The organism is Leifsonia sp. RCC_180 (assembly GCF_058138205.1).
In genome coordinates this window covers 674658-696212 of sequence record NZ_CP200340.1, presented here as the reverse complement: position 1 = coordinate 696212, position 21555 = coordinate 674658, and the positions used below count along the sequence as shown (strand labels likewise).

Genomic DNA, 21555 nt, shown 5'->3' with positions numbered 1-21555 from the left:
GTCGGCGGGATTCGGACGGCACGGAAGAGACCGGACGGCGTGCGCCCGGGACTCCAGCGTACTAAACGTCGGACACGCCCAGTCCGTTCCCAGTGACCGTTCAGTTCGCGGCAGGCGTGATTGTCCGCACGGGCGGTGTGGTCAGCGCACCGTGAGCCCGGCCGCCGCGAGAAGGGCGGCGGCCTTCACCCGCACCTCCTGGAGCTCCTCCTCCGGCACCGACAGCGCGGTGATGCCGCCTCCTGCTCCGATCACAGCGGTGTCCCCGGCGAAGTGGATGCTGCGGATCACCATGGCGAGATCCGCCGTGCCGTCGAAGGCAAAGAAGCCGAAACATCCCGCGAACGCCCCTCGCGGGCCGCCCTCCAGACGATTCAGAATGCGCATCGCGCTGAGCTTCGGCGCGCCGGTCATCGAGCCGGCCGGGAAGCAGGCGGCGACCGCATCCACTGCGCCGAGACCCGGGCGCAGGAGCCCCGCGACGGTGGACACGAGCTGGTGGACCTGCGCGTAGCTCTCCACCGCGAGAAGGTGCGTGACTTCGACCGATCCGACCCTGCTGACCCGGCCCAGGTCGTTGCGCATGAGGTCGACGATCATCACATTCTCGGCGCGCTCCTTCTGGCTCGCCTCGAGGTCCGCCCGCAACACCAGATCGGCGGCGAGGGTCGCTCCTCGCGGCCGCGTCCCTTTGATCGGCCGGGTTCGCACGCGGCCGTCCGGCTCGACGCGGAGGAACTGCTCGGGCGACGAGCTCACCAGCGCCTCGCCGCCGATCCGGAGGAACCCCGCGTGCGGTGCAGGGCTCGCCCGGCGGAGACGAAGGTGGACGGCCAGCGGATCCGCCGTGGTGGTCGCGACGGCACGGTTCGTCAGGCAGAGCTGGTAGGCATCCCCGTCGTGGATGGCCTCCTGGCACGCGCGGATCGCGGCGAGGTAGGCCGGGTCGTCGTGACGCCAGCGTGCTGTCGCTTCCGGGAGCGGGTGTGCCGTCTCGTAGGCACGCGCGGCGCCGGAAACCTGGCCGAGCGTCACCGCGGTCGCGGCTGCCCAGGCACGACCGTCGGCGTCGTCGGAGGTGACGAGGGCGACGGACTGCGCCGCGTGGTCGAAGGCGACGAGGCGGTCGACGAGGAGGAGAGCGGCGTCGGCGGTCGGGTCGGCCGGCGGGTTCTCCGGCGGGTTCTCCGGCGCGTTCTCCGTCGGGTCACCGGCGGCGACCGGCGCGCCGACCGCCGCGGCCCCGGCTTCGTAGCCGATCCGGCCCCACCAGCCGACGGGATACGGTGACGGCTCAGCGTGCGGGCGCTGCGCGAGGTCGGCGCGCAGCGCATCCAGAATTCCGCCGGGCTTCCGCACCTCGCCGACCGTGACGGTGCCGTCGGCAACCGACGACGTCATGGTGAGCCGGCCCGTACCGATGAACGAATGTCCGCCGCCCGCGTCCGGCCCGCTGTCGAGCCAGGCGGCGTCCGCCCCGGCGTCGCCGCCGAAGAGCGCAACGAACGCGTCCGCCGGGTCGACCCAGAAGTCGAGCGGCTGCGTGCGGAGCGGGAGGACCACCGGGCTAGCCTAGGCGAGTGGACGCGCACGGCACCGGACCTGTCAGCACGATCGCCGATTGGGCGGAGGGCGAGTTGCGGGTGCGCGAGGACTGCGAGCTGGTGGAGACGCATTTGCTGGCGGCCGATTCGTTCCTGGTGCAGCACGGCGAGTCCCTCGCCCTAGGCCTCCACCGGACGCGGTTCGCCGAGACGGCTCGCGAGCAGGGCTTCGCGTCGGCCGGGGAGCTCGAAGCGTTCTGGGAGGCTGGCATCGGCACGCTACCGCGCGAGGGTGCGTGGTTCCCCCGCTTCGAATTGGTTCGCGCACGGGATGCGCTGCGCCTGCGATTCCGGCTGCGCACCGCGCCGCCGCTGACGACCTCGGTGGTCGTGGCGACGGCGGAGGCGGACCCGCGGCGCACCCCCGAACTCAAGGGGCCGGACATCGACACGCTGAGCGCCGTGCGTCAGCGCGCCCAGCGGCGTGGGGCGCAGGAGGCGATCCTCCTCGACGGCGGGCAGGTGTCGGACGGCACGAGCACCGCGCTGCTGTGGTGGCGCGGGGATGCGCTGTTCGCGCCGCCGTTCTCGCTGCCGCGGGTGGACAGCGTCGCGGCGAGGACGGTACGCGGGATCGCCGCGGCACTCGGGGTGCCGGTCGACGAGGAGGCGGTGCGTCCGGCGGAGCTCGACGGTGTTGTGCTGTGGGCTGTGAATGCGCTGCACGGGATTCGCGCGGTCACGGCGTGGGTCGACGGGCCCGCGCTGGTGCAGGATGCCGCACGGACGGAGGCGTGGCGGGCACGGTTCGCGATGCTCGCGCGGCCATTGCCCCCGGTGTCGCAGGCGCCGCAGGGCTGAAGCCGCTCACGCACCCACGAGCCGCCCACCCTCTATCCGCAGCTCACGATCGATCAGCCCGGCCGGCACCTCCGTGTGCGAGATGAGCAGCACCGTCCTGCCGTCCTCCGCCGCCGTCTGCAGCACATCCCGGACGATCGTGTCCGCGACCGACGCGTCCACGTTCGCGGTCGGCTCGTCGACGATCAGCACCGGGAAGTCGGCGAGCAGCGCCCGGGCCAGCGCGATGCGTTGCGCCTGGCCGCCCGAGACCAGGGCCCCGCGCTCCCCCATCCGAGCGGACAGCCCGCCGCGCGAGACCGCCCAGTCGCGCAGCCCCACCCGGTCGAGTACCGCGAGCAGCTCGTCGTCCGTCGCGGTGTCCCGCGCGAAGAGCAGGTTCTGCCGGAGGTCGGAGTCGAACAGGTACGGACGCTGCTCCACGAGACCCACCACTTGCCGCACGTCATCCTGTCGCAGCTCCCGCGTCGGGATGCCGTCGAGCCGGTAGTCGCCGGTGTGGTCGAGCAGGCGCGTCAGCACGTGCGCCAGCGCCGTCTTCCCGGCGCCGGTCGGACCAGTGAGCAGAACGCGCTCCCCCGGTGCAAGCCGCAGCGAGACGCTGTCGACAACCGGCGACCCCTCGTCCGGCCAGCTGGCCGACACCGCATCCAGCCGCACCTCGGGCACCGAACCGACCGCGAGGTCACGCGCGTCCGGCGCATCCACCGGGATCCCGGCCGGCACGCTCGCGGGAGCCACAGACGCGATCCGCTCGGCGCTCGCCCGCACCCGCCGCCAGGCGCCGAACGCGAGCGGCACCGTCCCGAACACCTCGAACACCGCCAACGGCAGCAGCACGATCACGGCGAGTCCCGGGCCGTCGATCGCACCGCCACCCAGAGCCGGGATGCCGCAGGCCAGCGCCCCAACCGTGGCGGCGCCGGCGAGCAGCGACACCGCACCGGCCGTCAGCCCCAGACCGACAGCGCGCACACGGACCGCCGCCGTGAGCCGCGCGCTCGCACGGCGCACACGCTCCTCGGCCGCCGGGAGGGCGCCGTAGGCGGTGAGCACGTCAAGATTGCTCACCAGGTCGTGCAGGGCATCGTTCACCGCGGCCCGCAGCGGCGCGATGCGACGCTCCGCGGCCCCGGCGGACCAGCGGTTCACCAGGGCGCCTGCGACCAGCGTCGCGACCAGCGTGACCAGCAGCACGACACCGGCGGCCGGAAGGATCAGGGCCGCCACGACGACGCTGCCCGCGGCGACGACACCCGCAGAGACGAGCGGCTGGATAACGCGCACGGACAGGTTCTGAAGCTCGTCCACGTCATCCGCGATGCGGGCAAGCAGGTCGCCGGACCGGACCCCGTGAAGTCCGTCGGGCGCGAGCGGCACCAGGCGGGTGAACAGCCGCGACCGGATGGTGCCCAGCTGCCGGAAGGCCGCGTCATGTCCCGCCAGCCGTTCCAGGTAGCGGAAGAACGCCCTGCCGAGGGCGAAGGCACGCACACCGACGACCGCCATCGATAGGTACATCAGTGCGGGCTGTTCCGAGGCGCGGGTGATCAGCCACGCGGAGACGCCGAGCAGCGCGACCGCGCTCGCCCCGCTGAGCGCACCGAAGGCGATCGCGGTCCACAGCCGACCGGCCGAGGGAACGGCCAGGCGCAGAATGCGGCGCACCTCCGACGGATCGGCGGCGACGACGCCACGTACGGGTTCAGCGGACACCGGACACCTCCGCCCTCGCTTCGATACCCACTTCGGGAATCCTGAGCACGGTATCGGCCGCATCCGCCACCGCCTGCCGGTGACTGACCACCAGCACAGCCACTCCGTCCTCCGCCACCATCCGCAGCGACTGCAGCAGCCGCCGCTCGGTCGAGGCGTCCAGCGCGGACGTCGGCTCGTCGAGGATCAGCACCGGGCATCCCTGGCTCCGTAGCCGGTACAGCGCGCGGGCCACCCCGACTCGCTGTGCCTGGCCACCCGACAACCCGGTTCCGCCCGGCCCGAGCACCAGTTCCGGGTCCAGTTCAGAGGCCGCTGCGCCTCGCAGCGCCTCGGCCACCTGCACAGGGTCGACCGCATCCCCCAGCGCGACGTTCTCGGCGATGCTCCCGGCCATGAGCGCCGGACGCTGTCCCGACCACGACACCGCCTCCCGTCGACCTTCGGCGTCCGTACGACCGCCCACGTGGATGCGACCCTCCGCCGCCACGAACCCCAGCACCGCAGCGATGAGGCTCGACTTGCCGGCCCCGCTCGGCGCCTGCAGCACGGCGAACTCGCCCGGCCGGACGTCCGCGCTGAACCCGTCCACCACGGTCCGTCCGTCGTACGCGACGCGGACGTCGTCGAACACGAGCCCGCCCCTGCCTGCTCCGACATCCGCGGCAGCAGCGACCGTCGCATCCTCCGCCGCCTCGATCACCGCGAACGCGTTCGACGCCGCCTCGATGCCCTCCGCGGCCGCGTGATAGCTCGCTCCGACATTACGCAGCGGGAGGAACGCCTCCGGCGCGAGCAGCAGCACGAACAGCCCGGCCGAGAGGTCGAGCGACCCACCCAGCAGCCGCAGCCCGATCGTCACCGCGATGACCGCGACCGACAGGCTCGCCGCCAGTTCCAGCACGAACCCCGACAGGAACGACATCCGCAGCACCCGCATCGTGTGCAGGCGGTACTGCTCGCTGACCTGGCGGATGCGGGCCTCCTGCCGGTGCTGGCGGCCGAACAGCTTGAGCGTCGCGAGCCCGGCGACGACATCCAGGAATCCGCTCGACAGCGTCGAAAGGGCCCGCCACTGCCGCCGCTGGGCGGCCTGCGTAGCCCAGCCGACGAGGACCATGAAGACCGGGATGAGCGGGAGCGTCACGACGAGGACGATCCCGCTGGTCAGATCCCGCCATCCGATCGTCAGCACGAGCAGCGGAGTCGCGACCGCCGTCGCGATGAGCTGGGGCAGGTACTTGGCGAAGTACCCGTCGAGCGCGTCCATGCCGTGGCCCGCGATCAGCGTCACCTCACCGCTGTTGCGGCGGGAGACCCATCCCGGACCGAGGCGCCCGATCGCCGACACCAGGCGCTCCCGCAACTGCCCGACCGCGCGTGCGCCGCCGCGCGCCGCAACCGCGTCGACGGCCCACAGCAGAACGGCGCGCACCAGCACCACGACGGCCAGCAGCGCGAGCGTGCCGCCGAGGTCCGTGAGCGAATCCCCGGCGATCGCGCGCACCACCAGGTCCGTGACGAGCCAGGCGAAAGCGACGATGGATGCGGTCTGCAGCACGGCGAGCATCCCCCCGACGGCGAGGGTGCCGCGGGTGGATGACACATAGCGCAGGAGGCGGGGGTCGAGCGGCTTCATGTCAGGCGGTCACCGGCCGCGGGGTGTCGTCGTCGGCCGTCGGCTCCACGGCCGGTCCTTCCTGCGGGATGTGGTCGCGCGTGACCCGCTTGCGGAAGATCCAGTAGGTGAAGACCTGGTACACGAGGATCAGCGGCAAGAAGATCGCCACGACCCAGGTCATGATCGTCAGCGTCGTCTGCGAGCTCGACGCGTTCGCGATCGTCAGGCTGTTCTCCGGGTTCGGCGAGGAGGGCATCACATCCGGGAACAGCGCGGCGAACAGCGAGACCACAGCCAGTGCGATCGTCGCGGCCATGAACCCGAAGGACCAGCCTTCGGCCCCGCGCAGGTTGGCGATCCAGGAGGAGACGAGGGCGACCGCCGCGAGGATGGCCAGTGCCAGGAAGACCGGCGAGAAGTGCGAGAGCGCGGTCCAGCCGAGGAAGACGACCGCGACGACGATCGCGACGAGCCCCGCCTTGGCGGCCAGCTTTCGTGCCCGCACCCGCAGCTCACCATCGGTCTTCAGCGAGATGAACACGACGCCGTGGGTGAAGAACAGCAGCAGCGTCGTGAGACCGCCCAGCAGCGCGTAGCCGTTGAGCAGGTCGAAGAAGGTGCCGGTGTAGTCGTGGTTCGCATCCAGAGTCACGCCCTGCACGATGTTCGCGAACGCGACGCCCCACAGGAACGCGGGCAGCGCCGAACCTGTGATGATCATCCCGTCGAACCACTTCTTCCAGCGGTCGCCGGCGCGCTGGTGCCGGTACTCGAACGACACACCGCGAACGATCAGAGCGAGCAGGATGAGCAGCAGGGCCAGGTAGAACCCGCTGAACAGTGTGGCGTACCACTCCGGGAACGCCGCGAAGAGGGCGGCCCCGCCGACGATCACCCACGTCTCGTTGAGGTCCCAGACCGGGCCGATGGTGTTGATCATCACGCGGCGGTCGACGTCGTCGCGCCCGAGGAACGGCAGCGCCATCCCGACGCCGAAGTCGAACCCGTCGAGCACGAAGTAGCCGACGAAGAAGAAGGCGACGAAGCCGAACCAGAGAACTGCGAGATCCATGTGCGGTGCCTCCTAGTAGATCGTCGCGACGGGGATGGGCTCACCGGCGTCATCGAGGTGCTTCGAGACGTCCTCCGGGCCCTTCTGCGCCGCGCGCTTGATGAGCAGAAACTCGACAACGGCGAGCGTGCCGTACACGGCGGTGAAGGCCACCAGCGAGATCAGCACCTCGAGACCCGTCGTCCCGGGAGAGACGCCGTCGGCCGTCTTCATGAGGCTGAACACGATCCACGGCTGACGGCCCATCTCGGTGAACACCCAGCCGACCACCATGGCGAGGAGCGACAGCGGCATCGCCCAGATCGCGATCCGCCACATCCACGTCCGCGGTGTCCGGCCCTTGCGGGTGAACCAGAGGCCGGCTACGGCGATCAGCACGTGGAGCATCCCGAGCCCGATCATCCACCGGAACGCCCAGTAGGTGACCCAGATGATCGGCGTATAGTCGCCCGGCCCGTACAGGTGCGTGTACTGCGCCTGCAGGTCGTTGATGCCCTCCACGGTGCCGTTCAGGCTGTGCGTGGAGAGGAACGACAGCAGGTACGGGATGCGGATCGAGAACAGCTCGTGCACGCCGTCAGGGGTGCCGAGGGTGAAGATCGAGAAGGAGGCGTCCGCCCCGGTCGAGGTCTTGTAGAGCGCCTCCGCCGCCGCCATCTTCATCGGCTGCGTCTCGACCATCGCCAGCCCCAGCTGGTCGCCGCTGAGCACCGTGCCGACCGCGGCGCCCACCATCAGCCAGAGGCCGAACTTCAGCGCCGGACGCATGGTGTCGAGGTGCCGGTTGCGCGACAAATGCCAGGCGGCGACGGCGATGATGAGGCCGGCCGAGACCATGAAGCAGCCGAAGATCGTGTGCGGGAACGCCGCGAGGGCCACCTTGTTCGTCAGCACGGCCCACAGATCGGTGAGCTCGGCCCGTCCCTTCGCCGCGTTGAGGTGGTAGCCGACCGGGTTCTGCATGAAGGCGTTCGCCGCCAGGATGAAGTACGCCGAGAGGATGCTGCCCACCGAGACCACCCAGATGGTCGCCAGGTGCAGACCTTTCGGCAATCGGTCCCAGCCGAAGATCCACAGGCCGATGAAGGTCGCCTCGAGGAAGAACGCCAGGAGACCTTCCAGCGCCAAGGGGGCCCCGAAGATGTCGCCGACGAAGCGGGAGTAGTCCGACCAGTTCATGCCGAATTGGAACTCCTGCACGATGCCGGTGACGACTCCCATCGCGAAGTTGATCAGGAAGATCTTGCCGAAGAAGTGGGTGAGCTGCAGGTAGTGCGGCTTCCCCGTCCGGTACCAGGCCGTCTGGAAGACGGCGGTGCAGGTGACCAGCCCGATCGTCAGCGGAACGAACAGGAAGTGGTAGATCGTGGTGAGCCCGAACTGCCAGCGCGACAGCAGGAGCGGGTCCAGCAGCTCGTTCACGTGCATCCTTTCGCCTCTTCTACGCTCTGTAGAAAACAACTTCTACGAAGTGTAGAACATTCCCAGCCTGATCGCGCTACCCTGTATCCGTGGCCAATCTCGGAGAACTGGAGCGGGCAGTCATGGACGCCCTGTGGGACGGCGACGCGCCCATCACCGCGGGCGAACTACGCGACAAGCTAGCGGCGGCGCGCGCGACCGGAAAGGCACCGGCGCTCACCACGATCCTGACGGTGCTCTCCCGCCTGGAGGCCAAAGGGTTCGTCGGCCGCGACCGCGATGCCCGGCCGCACCTCTACTACGCTGCACTTACGCGCGCCGGTCACGTCGCCGATCTCATGCGCGAAGTGCTGGAGTCGTCCTCCGACCGCACCGAGGCCCTGGCGTACTTCGTCGGCTCGGTCGACGAGTCCGAGGCGGAGATGCTGCGCCGTCTGCTCGACGCGCGCAGCGTGTGAGCGCCGACCCCGCCGCGGGACTGACCGGGGCGATCTTCCTCGGCGCCCTCGCGGTCGCCCTCGCGTGGCCGGTGCCGCTGCTGCTCGCCCGCGCGAAGTGGCCCTCAGCCGCCCCGGTACTCGCCGTCGCCCTCTGGCAGTCGATCGCCCTCGCCGGCGGCATCTCGATGATCGGATCGCTCCTGCTCGCCGGGCTGCAGCCGTTCGGCGACACCCTGTGGAGCCGGATCGAGGGCGCCTGGGCTTCCCTCTTCCACGGCCCTCTGCCGCCCGAGGCGACCCTGTTCAACGCGTTCCTGCTGAGCGCCGCCATCCTGCTCACCGCGCACCTGCTCCTGAACCTCGCGCTCACCTCGGTGCGGAGCCGCAATCAGCGCCACCGCCACATGGAGCTGCTGCGACTGCTGTCCTCGCCTCTCCCCGACACCCCGAGCACCCGGGTCATCGACCACCCGGCGCCCGCGGCCTACTGCCTGCCCGGCGCGCGTAGCGTGACCGTGCTCAGCGAGGGCATGATCGAACTCCTCTCCCCCGCCGAGCTGGATGCGGTGGTCGCCCACGAGCGCGCCCACCTGCGGCAGAAGCACCACCTGCTGCTCGACGCCTTCCGGTCATGGAAACGGGCGCTGCCATGGTTCCCGATCGCCACGCGGGCTCAGGACGCCGTGGCCCTGCTGCTGGAGATGCTGGCGGACGACACCGCCCGGCGCACCTCCGGGGACGCGGCGCTCGCCGAGGCGATCCGGCTGGTCGACGAGACGGGGCAGGCCGGTGCCGTATTGGGTGCGCCGAAGGATCGGAGGACGCCCGAGCAGCGTCGCGCCGCCCTCGTCGCCCGGGAGGAACGCCTGACGGGCCACCGCCGCACGGTAGGTCCGGCGCTGCGGGCCGTCGTGGTCGTGCTGACGGTACTGCTGGTCGTGGTGCCGCCCGTCGTGGTCCTCGTCAGCTGAGAGCCAGGGCGCGCCGCTAGCATTCGGGTATGCCGCCGCGGGGAACGACATGAACGATGCACTGACCTGGATCCTCGACCTCGTCCAGAGCGTCGATCCTGTTCTCAGGACGCTTCTCGCCGGCGTCGGGATCCTGCTCGAGACGTCCATCCTCGTCGGCCTCATCGTGCCCGGCGACACCATCGTGCTCGTCGCCAGCACCGGTGTGGCAAACCCCGTAGAGTACGTCGCCCTGGTGCTTGCGGTGATCGTCGGGGCGCTCTGCGGCGAGTCGATCGGTTTCGCGCTCGGGCGCTGGTTCGGCCCGCGCATCCGGGGCAGCCGCCTCGGCCGGCGGATCGGCATCCGCAACTTCGACCGGGCCGAGGCGTACCTGGCGCGCCGTGGCGGGATCGCCGTGTTCCTCTCGCGGTTCCTTCCGGTGCTGCACTCGATCATCCCGCTGACGGTCGGCATGAGCCCGATGCGCTATCGGACCTTCATGGCCTGGACGGTGCCGGCCTGCGTTCTGTGGGCCTTCGCCTACGTGAGCGTCGGCTCTGCCGCGGCCGGCGGATACCGCGAGCTGTCACGCGAGCTGCACTGGGCGGGATACGTCTTCGTCGCCGTCATCGCGGTCTTCCTGGTGGCCGTGTTCGTGGTGAAGAAGGTACTGACCAAGCGGGAGGCCCGGCACATGGAAGCGGCGGCCCGGGAATCCGAGCCGCCGCTGCCTGATGCCGAATAGGCCTACTTGATCGGGTGGTCCTGGAGCCACTTCTTCGCGACGGCGTCGGGCTGCGTCTTGCTGTCGCCCTGGTTCTCGCCGTTCATGTCGATCAGGTCTTCCGTGGTGAGTTCCTTGGAGACCTTGTTCAGCACGTCCTTGACCTTGTCGGACGCCTTGTCGCTGTTGATCAGCGGAACGATGTTCTGCGCGGCGATCAGGTTCTTCGGGTCCTTCAGCGTGACGAAGCCGTTGTCCTTGATCGCCGGAGTCGTCGTGTAGATGTCCGCCAACTGCACATCGCCGTTCTTCAGAGCGGCGACGGTCAGCGGGCCGCCCGAGTCGCTGATCGGCTTGAGCGTCGCGGTGACGCCGTAGGCCGACTTGAGCCCCGGGATGCCGTAGGGCCGCGTCTGGAACTCCGGGTTCGCGCCGACCGTCAGCGGGTCGGTCACCTTCTTGAGGTCATCGAGGCTTGTGACCTTCCACTTCTCGGAGAACTCCTTGGTGACGTTGTACGAGTCGGCGTCCTGAGCCTCCGACTGGTCGAGCACCTCGTAGCCCTTCGGCAGTGCCTTGCCGAGTGCGGTGATCACGTCGTCGCTGGAGGTGGCGGTGCTGTTCTTGTCGTAGAACTGGAGCAGGTTGCCGCTGTACTCCGGGATGAGGTCGATGGAGCCGTCCTGGAGGGCCTTCAGGTAGACGTCGCGCTGGCCGATGCTCGGCTTGTACGCGACCTTGACGCCGTTGGCCTCGAGCGCCTGGCCGTAGATCTGCATGAGGATCTCGGACTCGCCGAACGCGGCCGAGCCGACCGTGACGGTGTCGCTGGAGGACGATGCCTTGTCGGAGCTGAAGGCGCCACCGCCGGATGAGCAGGCGCTGAGGGCGAGCAGCGCCCCGGCGGCGAGCACGCCGGCCGCGATGCGGCTCTTCTTCGATGCGAACATGATCTCTCTTCTCTTGGTGTGTTTCTCTGTGTGCGTGGGACGTAAACGTTCGGGTCAGGTGGTGGATGCGCTCTCGCGCGCGGTGCTGCGGGCGGCCCGTCGGGGCTCCCCCTCAGCGGAGTCGCGGACGCGCCCTGCGGCGACACCGGGCGGGACGACCAGCCGCTGGACGATCGCGAAGATCCCGTCGGAGACGAGCGCCAGCGCGACGACGATGATGGAGCCGCCGAGCATCTCCGGATAGTTCTGCACGGCGATACCGTCGAACAGGTACCGGCCGAGACCCCCCACGGGAAGGATCGCGGCAACCGTCCAGGTGGCGATCACCTGCAGCGCTCCGGAGCGGATGCCGCCGATCACGAGCGGCAGGGCGAGCGGGAGCTCGACTTTGGCGAACACTTGCCAGCCCGTCATCCCGATCGCACGGGCCGCATCGATGGGCGCCCGGTCGACCGATTCGAGGCCCGAGTACGCTCCGGCCAGGATCGGTGGGATGGCCAGGATGGTCAGCGCGATGAGCGGCGGCACGATCGTGAGGTTCGTCGTGATCAGCGCCAGGTAGATCACGAGGCCGAGCGTCGGCAGCGCGCGGAGAGCGCCGGAGACTCCGACGGCGAGGCCGCGGAACCGACCGCTGTGACCGATCGCGAATCCGATGGGCAGTGCGATGATGGCTGCGAGCAGGAGGGTGAGCAGCGAGTACACGATGTGCTCGCCGAGCCGCACCGGGATGCCGTTCGGCCCCGACCAGTTCACCGGGTCGAAGATCCAGCCGAAGGCGGCGACGATGTCGGTCATGCGCCCACCACCGTCTTCATGGCCTGGCGACGACTGAGCCGCGAGGCGCGCCGGTCGGCACGCGACCAGGGCAGCAGCAGACGCCCGATGCCGACGAGGATCAGATCGAACACCAGGGCGAGCAGCATGATGAGCACGATGCCCACCGCGACCTCCTCGGTGTACGAGCGGTTGAGGCCGTCTGTGAACAGGTACCCCAGGTTGGGGACGCCGAGCAGCGCCCCGACGCTGACGAGGCTGACCGTGCTTACGGACACGACCCGGAGGCCGGCGAGGAGGACCGGACCTGCGAGCGGCAGCTCGACCGACCAGAACCGCCGCCAGGTCGAGAAGCCGACCGCGGTCGCCGACTGCAGAACATCGCCCGGGACCGACCCGAGCGCGTCAGCCGTGGTGCGGACCATCAGCGCCAGCGCGTAGATGCTCAGCGCGACCACGACATTGATGGGCGAGAGGATCTGCGTGCCGATCAGCGCCGGCATGGCGAAGAACAGCGGCAGAGACGGGATGGCGTAGAGGATGCCGCCCACCGTCAGCAACACGCCCCGGCTGAGCCGGTAGCGGTTCGCCAGCCACCCGATCGGCAGGGAGAGCACGAAGCCGATGACGATCGGCAGTGCACTCAGCCACACGTGGTAGACCGTGAGATTCCAGACCTGGCCGAGGTTCGACCACAAGAAGCTCACGGCGCGTCCTCACCCTGCGCCGGAGCACCCGCGACCGAAACGGTCGCGGCCTTTGCCTCGAAGGAGCCGGAACCACCGTGCAGTGGTCCGGAAAGGACGCCCGCGGCGCGGCCGTCGCTGTCGACGAGCACCGAACCGGTCGGTGTCTCCTCCACGTGCAGGGCGCGCCGACCGCGGTCGGCGCCGACGAACGACGCGACGAAGTCGTCGGCCGGGTCGGCGAGGATCTCGGCAGGGGTGCCCTTCTGGGCGACGATCCCGCCCTTGCGGAAGATGACGACCTGGTCGCCGAGCTTGAAGGCCTCGTCGATGTCGTGCGTCACGAAGACGACGGTCTTTCCCAGGTCGCGCTGAAGCCGGAGGAGTTCGTTCTGGAGATCGTCGCGCACGATCGGGTCCACCGCGCCGAAGGGTTCGTCCATCAGCAGGATGTTGGGGTCGACGGCAAGACCGCGGGCCACGCCCACACGCTGCTGCTGCCCGCCGGAGAGCTGACTCGGGTACCGGTCGGCCAGCGACCGTTCGAGCCCGACCGTGTCCATCAGTTCGAGGGCACGCTCGCGCGCATCCTTCTTCTTCACTCCGGTCAGGAGCGGAACGGTCGCGATGTTGTCGACGACCTTGCGGTGCGGGAGCAGTCCGGAATTCTGCATCACATAGCCGATCGATCGGCGAAGGGCCACCGGCTTGAGCGAGAGGACATCCTCTCCGTCGATCTCGATCTGCCCCGAGGTCGGGTCGACCATGCGGTTGATCATCCGCAGGATGGTCGTCTTTCCGCTTCCCGAGGAGCCGACCAGCACGGTGATCTTGCGCGACGGGATCACCAGCGAGAAGTCGTCGACGGCGAGCGTCCCGTCCGGGAAGCGCTTGGTCACATCGCGGAACTCGATCACGTCAGCGCTCCCTGGGTCGGGAACGCTGCGCTCATTGAGGCGCGAAAAAGTGCGGGGGACGTGAGAGCCATCGACGTAAGCCAAACAGCGTCCAGCCGTTTGCGCAACGGAATACGTCGAATTGTGGCGGACAGGGTCGGTCGCATTCCGGCCCCCTTCCTCTCGGTGAAGCGGCGATTCGGTGTGGTGCACTCTGTGTTCGGAGTGCTCGCCTCTGTGGATGGCAACTTGCCACCGACCACCGACATTCCCGAGGGATGCGACCAACCGAACTCAGGAGTTCGGCCCGAACCGCCGTTCCAGGTACTCGCGTGCGACGTCCCGCGCCTCCGAGATGTAGCGCTCGTCGCCGTTCGGGTCTTCCACGAAAGCACGGTTGATCAGGGAGTCCATGATCTCCACGACCACCTGGAGCCGGAAGGCGAGGTCGTCGCCCCCCGGGAGCCCGTACTCGTCGGAAAGAATCTGCGCGAATTGGTTCGCGAAGCCGGTGTCCGGAAGTGTCTCATCCTCTGCTGCTCCGGAGCGCTCGGCGTCGGTGAACCGGATGATGCGGAAACCGCGCTCGGTGCGGAACATCTCGACGAAAGCGTCGATCGCGCACTCCACAGCGTTCCACCAGTGTGCGGGCGACTGCGCGTCGATGGCCTCGACGACCGAGCGTCGGTAGCGCAGCAGCGCCCGGTCGCGCAGGGCCTGGAGCAGCACGATGCGGTCAGGGAAGTAGCGGTACACGGTCCCGATGGACGCGCCGGCGCGTTCTGCCACCATGGCGGTGGTGAGCCGGTCGAAGCCGATTTCGTCGACCACATCGGCGGCGGCATCGAGCAGGGCGTCGATCCGCGCAGCGCTGCGCTCCTGAATCGGCTCCGTACGCACGAGTTGCGCTCCGACAGTGGTCTGACCGGCAACCAGATCGTTGATGGGCACGAGGGCGACTCCTTCTTTCTCTCGAATAAGGCGGTATTGCGGGTCCCCAGCCCGGCGACGGGGCGACCCGTCGCACTGACCCGATCATATTCGTGGAAACCTCACTTCTGCTGAGGATTACCCTGTGACGCGCCGCGGAATTGTCCCCCAAATCTGGGGGATGCATTCGTGCGCACGTTCACTCCATGAGAAAATAGCTCAGATGCCCTCCCCCGAATCGCGCCCCGAGCAGGTCTCCGGCGAGCCCGTCGCCCGCCGAGGCGCCGCGGTCGAGCCGATCATGCACCGCGCAGCGCGCCTGGAAGATGCGTTCCACGAGTTCCGCGCCCGTCGCGCCCGCAAGCGCGGTTTCCTGGCGACCGTGGTGCCGTACACCGGCTACGGCTCGCCGAGCTGGGTGCGCATCCTCGGCCGCGTCGTGCTCGCGAAGGATCCGCGACCCGGGAGCCGTGCCGAGCGCCTGCACCGCAAGCGGGAGGAGTCCGTGCGCGGTTGGCGTTCGTTCGTCAGCGTCCCGCTGGCGATGACCACCGTGACAGTCGAGATCGAGGGCGAGCGCCATGAAGTCGTCACCGATCGCGGCGGCGTGATCGACACCGTCGTCCCGGTGCAGCTGACCCCCGGCTGGCACACCGTGCGCCTCTCGACCGCCGAGTCGGCCCGGGTCTTCGAAGCCCCCGTGTTCGTCATCGACCCGAAGGCGACCTTCGGGATCATCTCCGACGTCGACGACACGGTCATGGTCACGGCGCTCCCCCGCCCCTTCCTCGCCGCGTGGAACACGTTCGTGCTCGACGAGCACGCCCGCGTCCCGACGCCGGGCATGGCGGTGCTGCTCGAACGGCTCGCCGCCGCGCATCCCGGAGCGCCCGTCGTCTATCTCTCGACCGGGGCCTGGAACGTCGCGCCCACGCTCAGCCGCTTCCTCTCGCGGAATCTGTTCCCCGCGGGAGCCCTGCTCCTCACCGACTGGGGGCCTACGCACGACCGCTGGTTCCGCAGCGGCCGCGAGCACAAGCGGACGAGCCTCGAGCGCCTCTCGGAGGAGTTCCCCGGGCTCAAGTGGCTGCTGATCGGCGACGACGGCCAGCACGACGAAGACCTCTACGGCGAGTTCACGGTCGCCCACCCCGACAACGTCGCGGCAGTCGCGATCCGGCAGCTGTCCAGTGGCGAGGCCGTCCTCGCCGGTGGGCGGTCGAAGGCCGACAAGCACAGCGAGCTGTCCGGCACGCCGTGGGTGTACGCCCCCGACGGGGCCGGCCTGAGCGAACAGCTCGGAGAGCTCGGCCTGCTCCACTAGCCGGATGCGCCGTGTCGGCGGTCACTGGCAGGCTGGACCCATGCCCGCCAGCCGAGTCCGCCGCGCCGACCTCCTCCGCCTCCGTCGGCTCGCGCAAGCGATCGACGGCCGCCGCCAGCCCGATCCCGCCTCCGTCGCGCGTCGCATGCTCGCCCTGCAGGGTCAGGACTTCGCAGCGGGATGCTGGGCTCTCGCTCTGCGGACGACGGGCGCGACGCAGGCGGACGTCCTCTCCGACCTCGACGCCGGCAGGATCATCCGCTCCTGGCCCATGCGCGGCACCCTCCATTTCGTGCCACCGGAGGACCTGCGCTGGATGCTGTCGGTGACGACCGAGCGCCTGGTGGCCGGGCTTGCACTCCGGCAGAGGCAGCTCGAACTCGAACCCGCCGACTTCGCGCGCGCGGCCGAGGTGGTGACCGCCGCGCTCACGGGCGGCCGCAGCATCAGCCGAGCCGACCTCATGACGGTGTGGGAAGAGGCGGGAATCTCCACGGCCGGACAGCGCGGGTACCACCTCATCTACTTCCTCGCGCAGACCGGGCTCCTGTGCTGGGGTCCGGTCGTGCGCGCCGGCAACGGGAATCCGGCCCAGGCGCTCGTGCTGCTCGACGAATGGGCGCCGGCTCCCGCAGAGCTGTCGCCGGACGAAGCGGTCGCCCGGTTCCTGCTGCGGTATCTGCAGGGGCATGGGCCCGCGACCGTGCGCGACTTCGTCTGGTGGACGAAGGGCACGGTCGCCGGAGCCAAGACTGCTCGCGCGGTGCTGGGCGACGCGCTCACGACGCTCGAGGTGGATGGCATCGAGTACCTCGTGACGACGGAACTCCTCGACCGCGCGCAGGCCACGCCGGAGACGCGCGCCGAGAAGGATGCGGTCCACCTGCTCCCCGGGTTCGACGAGTACCTGCTCGGCTACCAGGACCGCTCGCCGATCCTCGACGACGAGCACGCCGAACTCATCGTCCCCGGCAACAACGGGATCTTCCAGCCGATCATCGTCGCAGGCGGCCGCATCGTCGGCACCTGGCGCCGCGACGGAGGCCGCGTGGTGCCTCAGCCGTTCGCGACGCTGACCAAGGCGCGCGCAGCTCGGCTGGAGCGCTCGGCGCGCGCGTACGCAACGTACGCGGCGTAGGGGCGTACGGGGCGTAGGGGCGTACGGGGCGTAGGCCGGGTAGCGTTGACGGGTGGCTCGCAACAGGACGTCCGGACGCCGGCTCCCGGCGGCCCTCGCGCTCCCCACCACCATCCGCACCTCGACGCGGGCGCCCTTCCTGCAGGTCGTGAAGACGGCCGTTGCGATGATCCTCGCCTGGGGAGCGGCCAGCCTCTTCGTCCATGGCGAGCTGCCGATCTTCGCCACCATCGCCGCCCTGCTCGTGGTCCAGCCGAGTGTGAATCAGTCGGTCGGCCGTGCCATCGAGCGTTCCCTCGGCGTCATCGGGGGCGTCGTCATCGCGTATCTGATCGGTCTGGCATTCGGCACCAACAGCTGGATCGTGCTGCTCGCGGTCGTCGTCTCCGTGCTGCTCGCCTGGGCACTCCGCCTGACGCCCGGCACGGCCAATCAGGTGCCGATCACCGCCATGCTCGTCCTCGCGATCGGGGCCTCCGACCCCGAGTACGCGCTCGCCCGGATCGTGGAAACGGTGATCGGCGCGGCGATCGGCGTCGTCGTCAACGTGGCGATCGTCCCTCCCGTCCTGACGGCTCCCGCCCGCCAGGCGGTGATCGCGCTGGGGGCCGAGATCGCGTCGACGCTGGACCGTCTCGCGGACGCCCTGACGACCGAGCAGACCCGGCCCGACTTGGATGCGCTGCTGATCGAGGCGCGACTGCTGCGGCCGATGGAGGCCAAGGCACAGGCGGCGCTGACCGCTGCGGACGAGAGCCTCTCGCTGAACCCGCGGCAGCGGAAGCATCGCGTGTTCCTGGACCACGATCAGCAGCTGTTCGACCGGCTGCGTCCGCTGATCAACCGCACGCTCGGGATGACGCGCGCCTTCCACGATCACTACGACGACAGCCTGGCGGCCGAGCCGACCATCCACGCGATCGCAGACGAGCTCGACCGCGCCGCTCACGACCTCCGGCTGCTGACGCGCGACCCGGACGAGCCCGTCGTCGAACCCGGCACGGAGACCGCCGGGGTTCCGGTGCTCACCGCTCCGCTGACCGTCATCACCCCGGACCCGCGCCACTGGGTGCTGATCGGGTCGCTCGTGGAGGACCTCCGCCGCATCCACGTGGAGATCGCCGGCGACGACGCGTCCACGGGCTGACCCCGGCCGACCGCCGGCCGGGCTCGGCTACGCCGTGAGCTCTGCCACCGCCTCGCCGACCGGGAGGGTGCGTCGATCACCCGTACGGCGGTTCCACAGCTCGACCTCGCCCTCGGCCGCACCGCGGCCGATGACGAGCACTCGCGGCACACCGATCAGCTCGGCGTCGCCGAACTTCACACCCGGGGAGACCTTGGGGCGGTCGTCGTAGAGCACGTCGAGGCGAGCATCCTCCAGCTGCACGACGACCTGCTCGGCAAGCTCGTAGGCGGCCGCATCCCGACCCGCCGCGACGACGTGCACGTCGAACGGCGAGACGGATTCGGGCCAGATGAGACCGCGGTCGTCGTTGTTCTCCTCCGCGATGATCGCGAGGATCCGGGTGACGCCGATTCCGTACGATCCCATCGTCACGGTGACGAGCTTGCCGTTCTCGTCGAGCACCTTGAGTCCGAGCGCCTCCGCGTACTTGCGGCCCAGCTGGAAGACGTGACCGATCTCCATGCCGCGGGCAAGCTCCACGGGGCCCGAGCCGTCCGGCGCGGGGTCGCCCGCCTTGACCTCTGCGGCTTCGACGACCCCGTCCCAGCCGAAGTCGCGACCGGCGACCAGACCGAAGACGTGCTTGCCCTCGATGTTCGCGCCGGTGATCCATCCCGAGCCGTCGACGACGCGCGGGTCGACGACGTAGCGGATCCCCGTCGCCGACTCTTCACCCAGCACAGGGCCTTCCGGCGACCAGGGGCCGATGTAGCCCTTCACAAGCCCGGGGTGCTTGGCGAAGTCGGCGTCCGTAGCCGCCTCGACCTCGGCCGGAGCGAAGGCCACCTCGGCGCGCTTGAGGTCGACGCCGCGGTCGCCAGGCAGACCGACGATCACCAGTTCACGCGTGCCGTCCAGGTGCGTGAGCGCGAGCACCACGTTCTTGAGCGTGTCCGCCGCGCCCCACGCGCGGCCGTCCGGCCGAGGGTGCTTCTCGTTGGCGAGTTCGACGAGCGACTGGATGGTCGGAGTGCCCGGCGTGTCCAGCACCTCTTGCGGCGTCAGCTTCTCGTACGAACGGGTCGGCGGAATCTCGGTCGTGAAGGCCTCGACGTTCGCCGCGTAGCCGGCGGGCGAACGGACGAACGTGTCCTCGCCCACGACGGTCGGGTGCAGGAACTCCTCCGAGCGCGAGCCGCCCATCGCCCCGGCATCGGCCTGGACGATGACATACGACAGCCCGAGCCGGGTGAAGATCCGCTCGTAGGCGTCGCGCTGCGCCATGTAGCTCGCGTCGAGCCCCTCGTCTGTGTAGTCGAACGAGTACGCATCCTTCATCGTGAACTCGCGGCCACGGAGGAGCCCGGCACGCGGACGTGCCTCGTCGCGATACTTGTCCTGGATCTGGAAGATCGACAGCGGCAGGTCTTTATAGGACGAATAGAGGTCTTTCACCAGCAGGGTGAACACCTCCTCGTGCGTCGGCGCGAGCAGGTAGTCGGCGCCCTTGCGGTCGTGGAGGCGGAAGATCCCATCGCCGTACTCCTCCCACCGGCCGGTGGCCTCGTAGGGCTCGCGCGGCAGCAGCGCGGGGAAGTGCACCTCGTGCGCCCCCGCCGCCGCCATCTCGTCGCGGATGATCCGCTCGATCTTCTCCTTCACCCGCAACCCCAGCGGCAGCCACGCGAAGATGCCCGGCGCTTGGCGACGGATGTATCCGGCGCGGACGAGCAGCCGGTGGCTGGTCACCTCCGCGTCGGAGGGGTCTTCACGGAGGGTGCGGAGGAAGTAGTTGCTGAGGCGTGTAGGCACCGTTCCATGTTAAGGGGCGGCCACGGGGCTCAACGCGCGGCGGGGCCCGGTGGGTACAACCGCTGAAAGAGTGAACCTGTGGACACGATCCGGGGCGTCGGACGCGAAGGCTAGTGTGGCGGCATGCCCGACCGCCGGACCCGTGTCACCGACTCCGCCTCGGCGGCCCCGCTCGCCGCCTCCTTGGCGGCCCTGCGTCACGAGCTCGGCCTTCCCGACGGCTTCCCCGAGCCCGTTGAGGCCGAGGCGCACGCGGTCTCCGCGCAGCACCCGCTGCCCGACGCCGACCTGACCGACGTCCCGTTCCTCACCATCGACCCCGCCGGCTCGACCGACCTGGATCAGGCACTGCACCTCTCCCGCACGGACCACGGCTTCCGCGTGCGGTACGCCATCGCGGACGTCCCGGCTCTGGTGACGCCCGACGGCGAGGTGGATGCGGAAGCTCGGCGCAGAGGGCAGACGCTGTACGCGCCCGACGGGCGGGTGCCGCTGCACCCCTCCGCCATCGGCGAGCACGCCGGCTCGCTGCTGCCCGACGCGATTCGCGGAGCGTTCGTCTGGGACATCGCGCTCGACTCCGCTGGTCACGAGACCTCGGTGCACGTCTCGCGAGCTCGCATCCGGTCGCGCCGCCAGTGGAGCTACGAGGAAGCGCAGCGCGCGCTCGACGACGGCAGCGCACCGCCCGAGCTCGCGTTGCTGCCCGAGATCGGCACCGCCCGCATCGCCTGCGAGCGGGAACGCGGCGGCGCGAGCCTCAACACCCCCGACGAGGAAGTGGTCTTCCGCAACGGCGCGTACACCTTGGAGCGCCGAGCACCCCTGCCCGTCGAGGAGTGGAACGCCCAGCTCTCGCTCCTCACCGGCATGGCGGCCGCCAAGCTGATGCTGGATGCGCGGGTCGGCATCCTCCGCACCATGCCGGCTCCGAGCGCCGAGGCGTTCGCCGCCTTTCGCGCGCAGACCGTCGCGCTCGGTCTCCCCTGGGCCGACAGCGTGCCGTACGGCGAGTACCTGCGCCTGCTCGACCACGCGGAGCCGCGCGCCGCGGCGGTGCTGCAGGCCGCGACCAGCCTCTTCCGGGGCGCCGGCTACGTCGTGATGGACGGCGAGGCGCCAACGGATCCGCAGCAGTCCGCCATCGCGGCTCCGTACGCGCACGTCACCGCGCCGCTCCGCCGACTGGTCGACCGCTGGGGGCTGGTGATCTGCGCGGCTCTCTGCGCCGGTGAGCCGGTTCCCGAGTGGGCGCGCACCTCGCTCGGCGTCCTGCCGTCGATCATGGGCAACTCCTCGCGACTCGCCGCCCAACTCGACGCGGGCGCCGTGGACCGGGTGGAGGCGGCCCTCCTCTCCTCCCGGATCGGGAGCGAGCTGGATGCCACGGTGCTCGGCGTGCGCAACGGCAGCATCCTCGTTCAGCTCGACGACCCGGCGGTCACGGCGTCGGCGCCGCGCCCGGACGGCGTGGCGCCGGGCGACCGGGTGCGCCTGCGACTGACGGCGGCGGACATCGCGACGGGTCGCGTGTCGTTCGCCGACGTTCGGTCCTGAGAG

General features: G+C 69.9%; 19 protein-coding genes. 8 read left to right on the top strand and 11 right to left on the bottom strand.

The genetic code is table 11. From position 1 onward, the window contains the following. Positions 1–141: 141 nt before the first annotated feature. Positions 142–1563, bottom strand: coding sequence for an anthranilate synthase component I family protein (locus tag AB7E03_RS03420; RefSeq protein ID WP_489939326.1), 1422 nt, complete (start codon positions 1561–1563; stop codon positions 142–144). A 17-nt stretch (positions 1564–1580) separates the two neighbouring features. On the opposite strand from AB7E03_RS03420, the gene AB7E03_RS03415 reads away from it, so the two are divergent. After that, positions 1581–2405: an aminotransferase class IV gene (locus AB7E03_RS03415; RefSeq protein WP_489939324.1), complete on the top strand. Its 825-nt coding sequence runs from the start codon at positions 1581–1583 to the stop codon at positions 2403–2405. A gap of 6 nt (positions 2406–2411) precedes the next feature. On the opposite strand, the gene cydC is transcribed toward AB7E03_RS03415, so the two are convergent. From cydC to AB7E03_RS03395, 4 genes are read right to left on the bottom strand one after another with little or no spacing between them, the layout of a single operon-like run. Then, positions 2412–4121: a thiol reductant ABC exporter subunit CydC gene (cydC, locus tag AB7E03_RS03410; protein WP_489939322.1), complete on the bottom strand. Its 1710-nt coding sequence runs from the start codon at positions 4119–4121 to the stop codon at positions 2412–2414. Then, entirely contained in the window at positions 4111–5760 is a 1650-nt protein-coding gene (gene cydD, locus AB7E03_RS03405; RefSeq protein ID WP_489939320.1) for a thiol reductant ABC exporter subunit CydD, read from the bottom strand. The genes cydC and cydD overlap by 11 nt, the downstream gene beginning before the upstream one ends. A gap of 1 nt (position 5761) precedes the next feature. Continuing rightward, complete coding sequence (gene cydB / locus AB7E03_RS03400) at positions 5762–6814, bottom strand: cytochrome d ubiquinol oxidase subunit II (protein ID WP_489939318.1); 1053 nt, start codon at positions 6812–6814, stop codon at positions 5762–5764. Positions 6815–6826: 12 nt separating this feature from the next. Then, positions 6827–8236, bottom strand: a complete 1410-nt coding sequence (locus AB7E03_RS03395) for a cytochrome ubiquinol oxidase subunit I (protein WP_489939316.1) — start codon at positions 8234–8236, stop codon at positions 6827–6829. Between the two features lie 89 nt (positions 8237–8325). Here AB7E03_RS03395 and AB7E03_RS03390 point away from each other — a divergent pair, with 89 nt between their 5' ends. The 3 genes from AB7E03_RS03390 to AB7E03_RS03380 are packed head-to-tail and all read left to right on the top strand — an operon-like array spanning position 8326 to position 10374. Next, positions 8326–8694 carry a BlaI/MecI/CopY family transcriptional regulator gene (locus AB7E03_RS03390; RefSeq protein WP_489939314.1) on the top strand — a complete coding sequence of 123 codons (369 nt, stop codon included), beginning with the start codon at positions 8326–8328 and terminating at the stop codon, positions 8692–8694. Then, entirely contained in the window at positions 8691–9647 is a 957-nt protein-coding gene (locus AB7E03_RS03385; RefSeq protein WP_489939312.1) for a M56 family metallopeptidase, read from the top strand. The genes AB7E03_RS03390 and AB7E03_RS03385 overlap by 4 nt, the downstream gene beginning before the upstream one ends. A 49-nt stretch (positions 9648–9696) precedes the next feature. After that, on the top strand, positions 9697–10374 hold the full coding sequence (locus AB7E03_RS03380) for a DedA family protein (RefSeq protein ID WP_489939310.1): 678 nt from the start codon (positions 9697–9699) through the stop codon (positions 10372–10374). 2 nt (positions 10375–10376) lie between these two features. On the opposite strand, the gene AB7E03_RS03375 is transcribed toward AB7E03_RS03380, so the two are convergent. The 5 genes from AB7E03_RS03375 to AB7E03_RS03355 form a co-directional block, all read right to left on the bottom strand. Next, positions 10377–11303, bottom strand: coding sequence for an ABC transporter substrate-binding protein (locus AB7E03_RS03375; RefSeq protein WP_489939308.1), 927 nt, complete (start codon positions 11301–11303; stop codon positions 10377–10379). Positions 11304–11357: 54 nt separating this feature from the next. Further along, positions 11358–12101 carry an ABC transporter permease gene (locus tag AB7E03_RS03370; protein ID WP_489939306.1) on the bottom strand — a complete coding sequence of 248 codons (744 nt, stop codon included), beginning with the start codon at positions 12099–12101 and terminating at the stop codon, positions 11358–11360. Beyond that, the gene (locus AB7E03_RS03365; protein WP_489939304.1) at positions 12098–12787 is read right to left on the bottom strand and encodes an ABC transporter permease; all 690 of its coding nucleotides are present in this window, start codon (positions 12785–12787) and stop codon (positions 12098–12100) included. Before AB7E03_RS03365 ends, AB7E03_RS03370 begins: the two co-directional genes overlap by 4 nt. Next, positions 12784–13683, bottom strand: a complete 900-nt coding sequence (locus AB7E03_RS03360; protein ID WP_489939302.1) for an ABC transporter ATP-binding protein — start codon at positions 13681–13683, stop codon at positions 12784–12786. The genes AB7E03_RS03365 and AB7E03_RS03360 overlap by 4 nt, the downstream gene beginning before the upstream one ends. Positions 13684–13956: 273 nt before the next feature. Continuing rightward, on the bottom strand, positions 13957–14613 hold the full coding sequence (locus AB7E03_RS03355; protein ID WP_489939300.1) for a TetR/AcrR family transcriptional regulator: 657 nt from the start codon (positions 14611–14613) through the stop codon (positions 13957–13959). A 202-nt stretch (positions 14614–14815) separates the two neighbouring features. On the opposite strand from AB7E03_RS03355, the gene AB7E03_RS03350 reads away from it, so the two are divergent. From AB7E03_RS03350 to AB7E03_RS03340, 3 genes are read left to right on the top strand one after another with little or no spacing between them, the layout of a single operon-like run. Further along, positions 14816–15916 (top strand): App1 family protein phosphatidate phosphatase, encoded by a 1101-nt coding sequence (locus tag AB7E03_RS03350; protein WP_489939298.1) that lies wholly within the window; start codon positions 14816–14818, stop codon positions 15914–15916. Between the two features lie 40 nt (positions 15917–15956). Continuing rightward, positions 15957–17054 carry a winged helix DNA-binding domain-containing protein gene (locus tag AB7E03_RS03345; protein WP_489939296.1) on the top strand — a complete coding sequence of 366 codons (1098 nt, stop codon included), beginning with the start codon at positions 15957–15959 and terminating at the stop codon, positions 17052–17054. Between the two features lie 52 nt (positions 17055–17106). After that, complete coding sequence (locus tag AB7E03_RS03340) at positions 17107–18201, top strand: FUSC family protein (RefSeq protein WP_489939294.1); 1095 nt, start codon at positions 17107–17109, stop codon at positions 18199–18201. Positions 18202–18228: 27 nt separating this feature from the next. Here AB7E03_RS03340 and AB7E03_RS03335 read toward each other — a convergent pair whose 3' ends face one another. Further along, positions 18229–19995 (bottom strand): proline--tRNA ligase, encoded by a 1767-nt coding sequence (locus AB7E03_RS03335; protein WP_489939292.1) that lies wholly within the window; start codon positions 19993–19995, stop codon positions 18229–18231. A gap of 123 nt (positions 19996–20118) precedes the next feature. On the opposite strand from AB7E03_RS03335, the gene AB7E03_RS03330 reads away from it, so the two are divergent. Continuing rightward, on the top strand, positions 20119–21552 hold the full coding sequence (locus AB7E03_RS03330) for an RNB domain-containing ribonuclease (protein WP_489939290.1): 1434 nt from the start codon (positions 20119–20121) through the stop codon (positions 21550–21552). Positions 21553–21555: the final 3 nt, after the last annotated feature.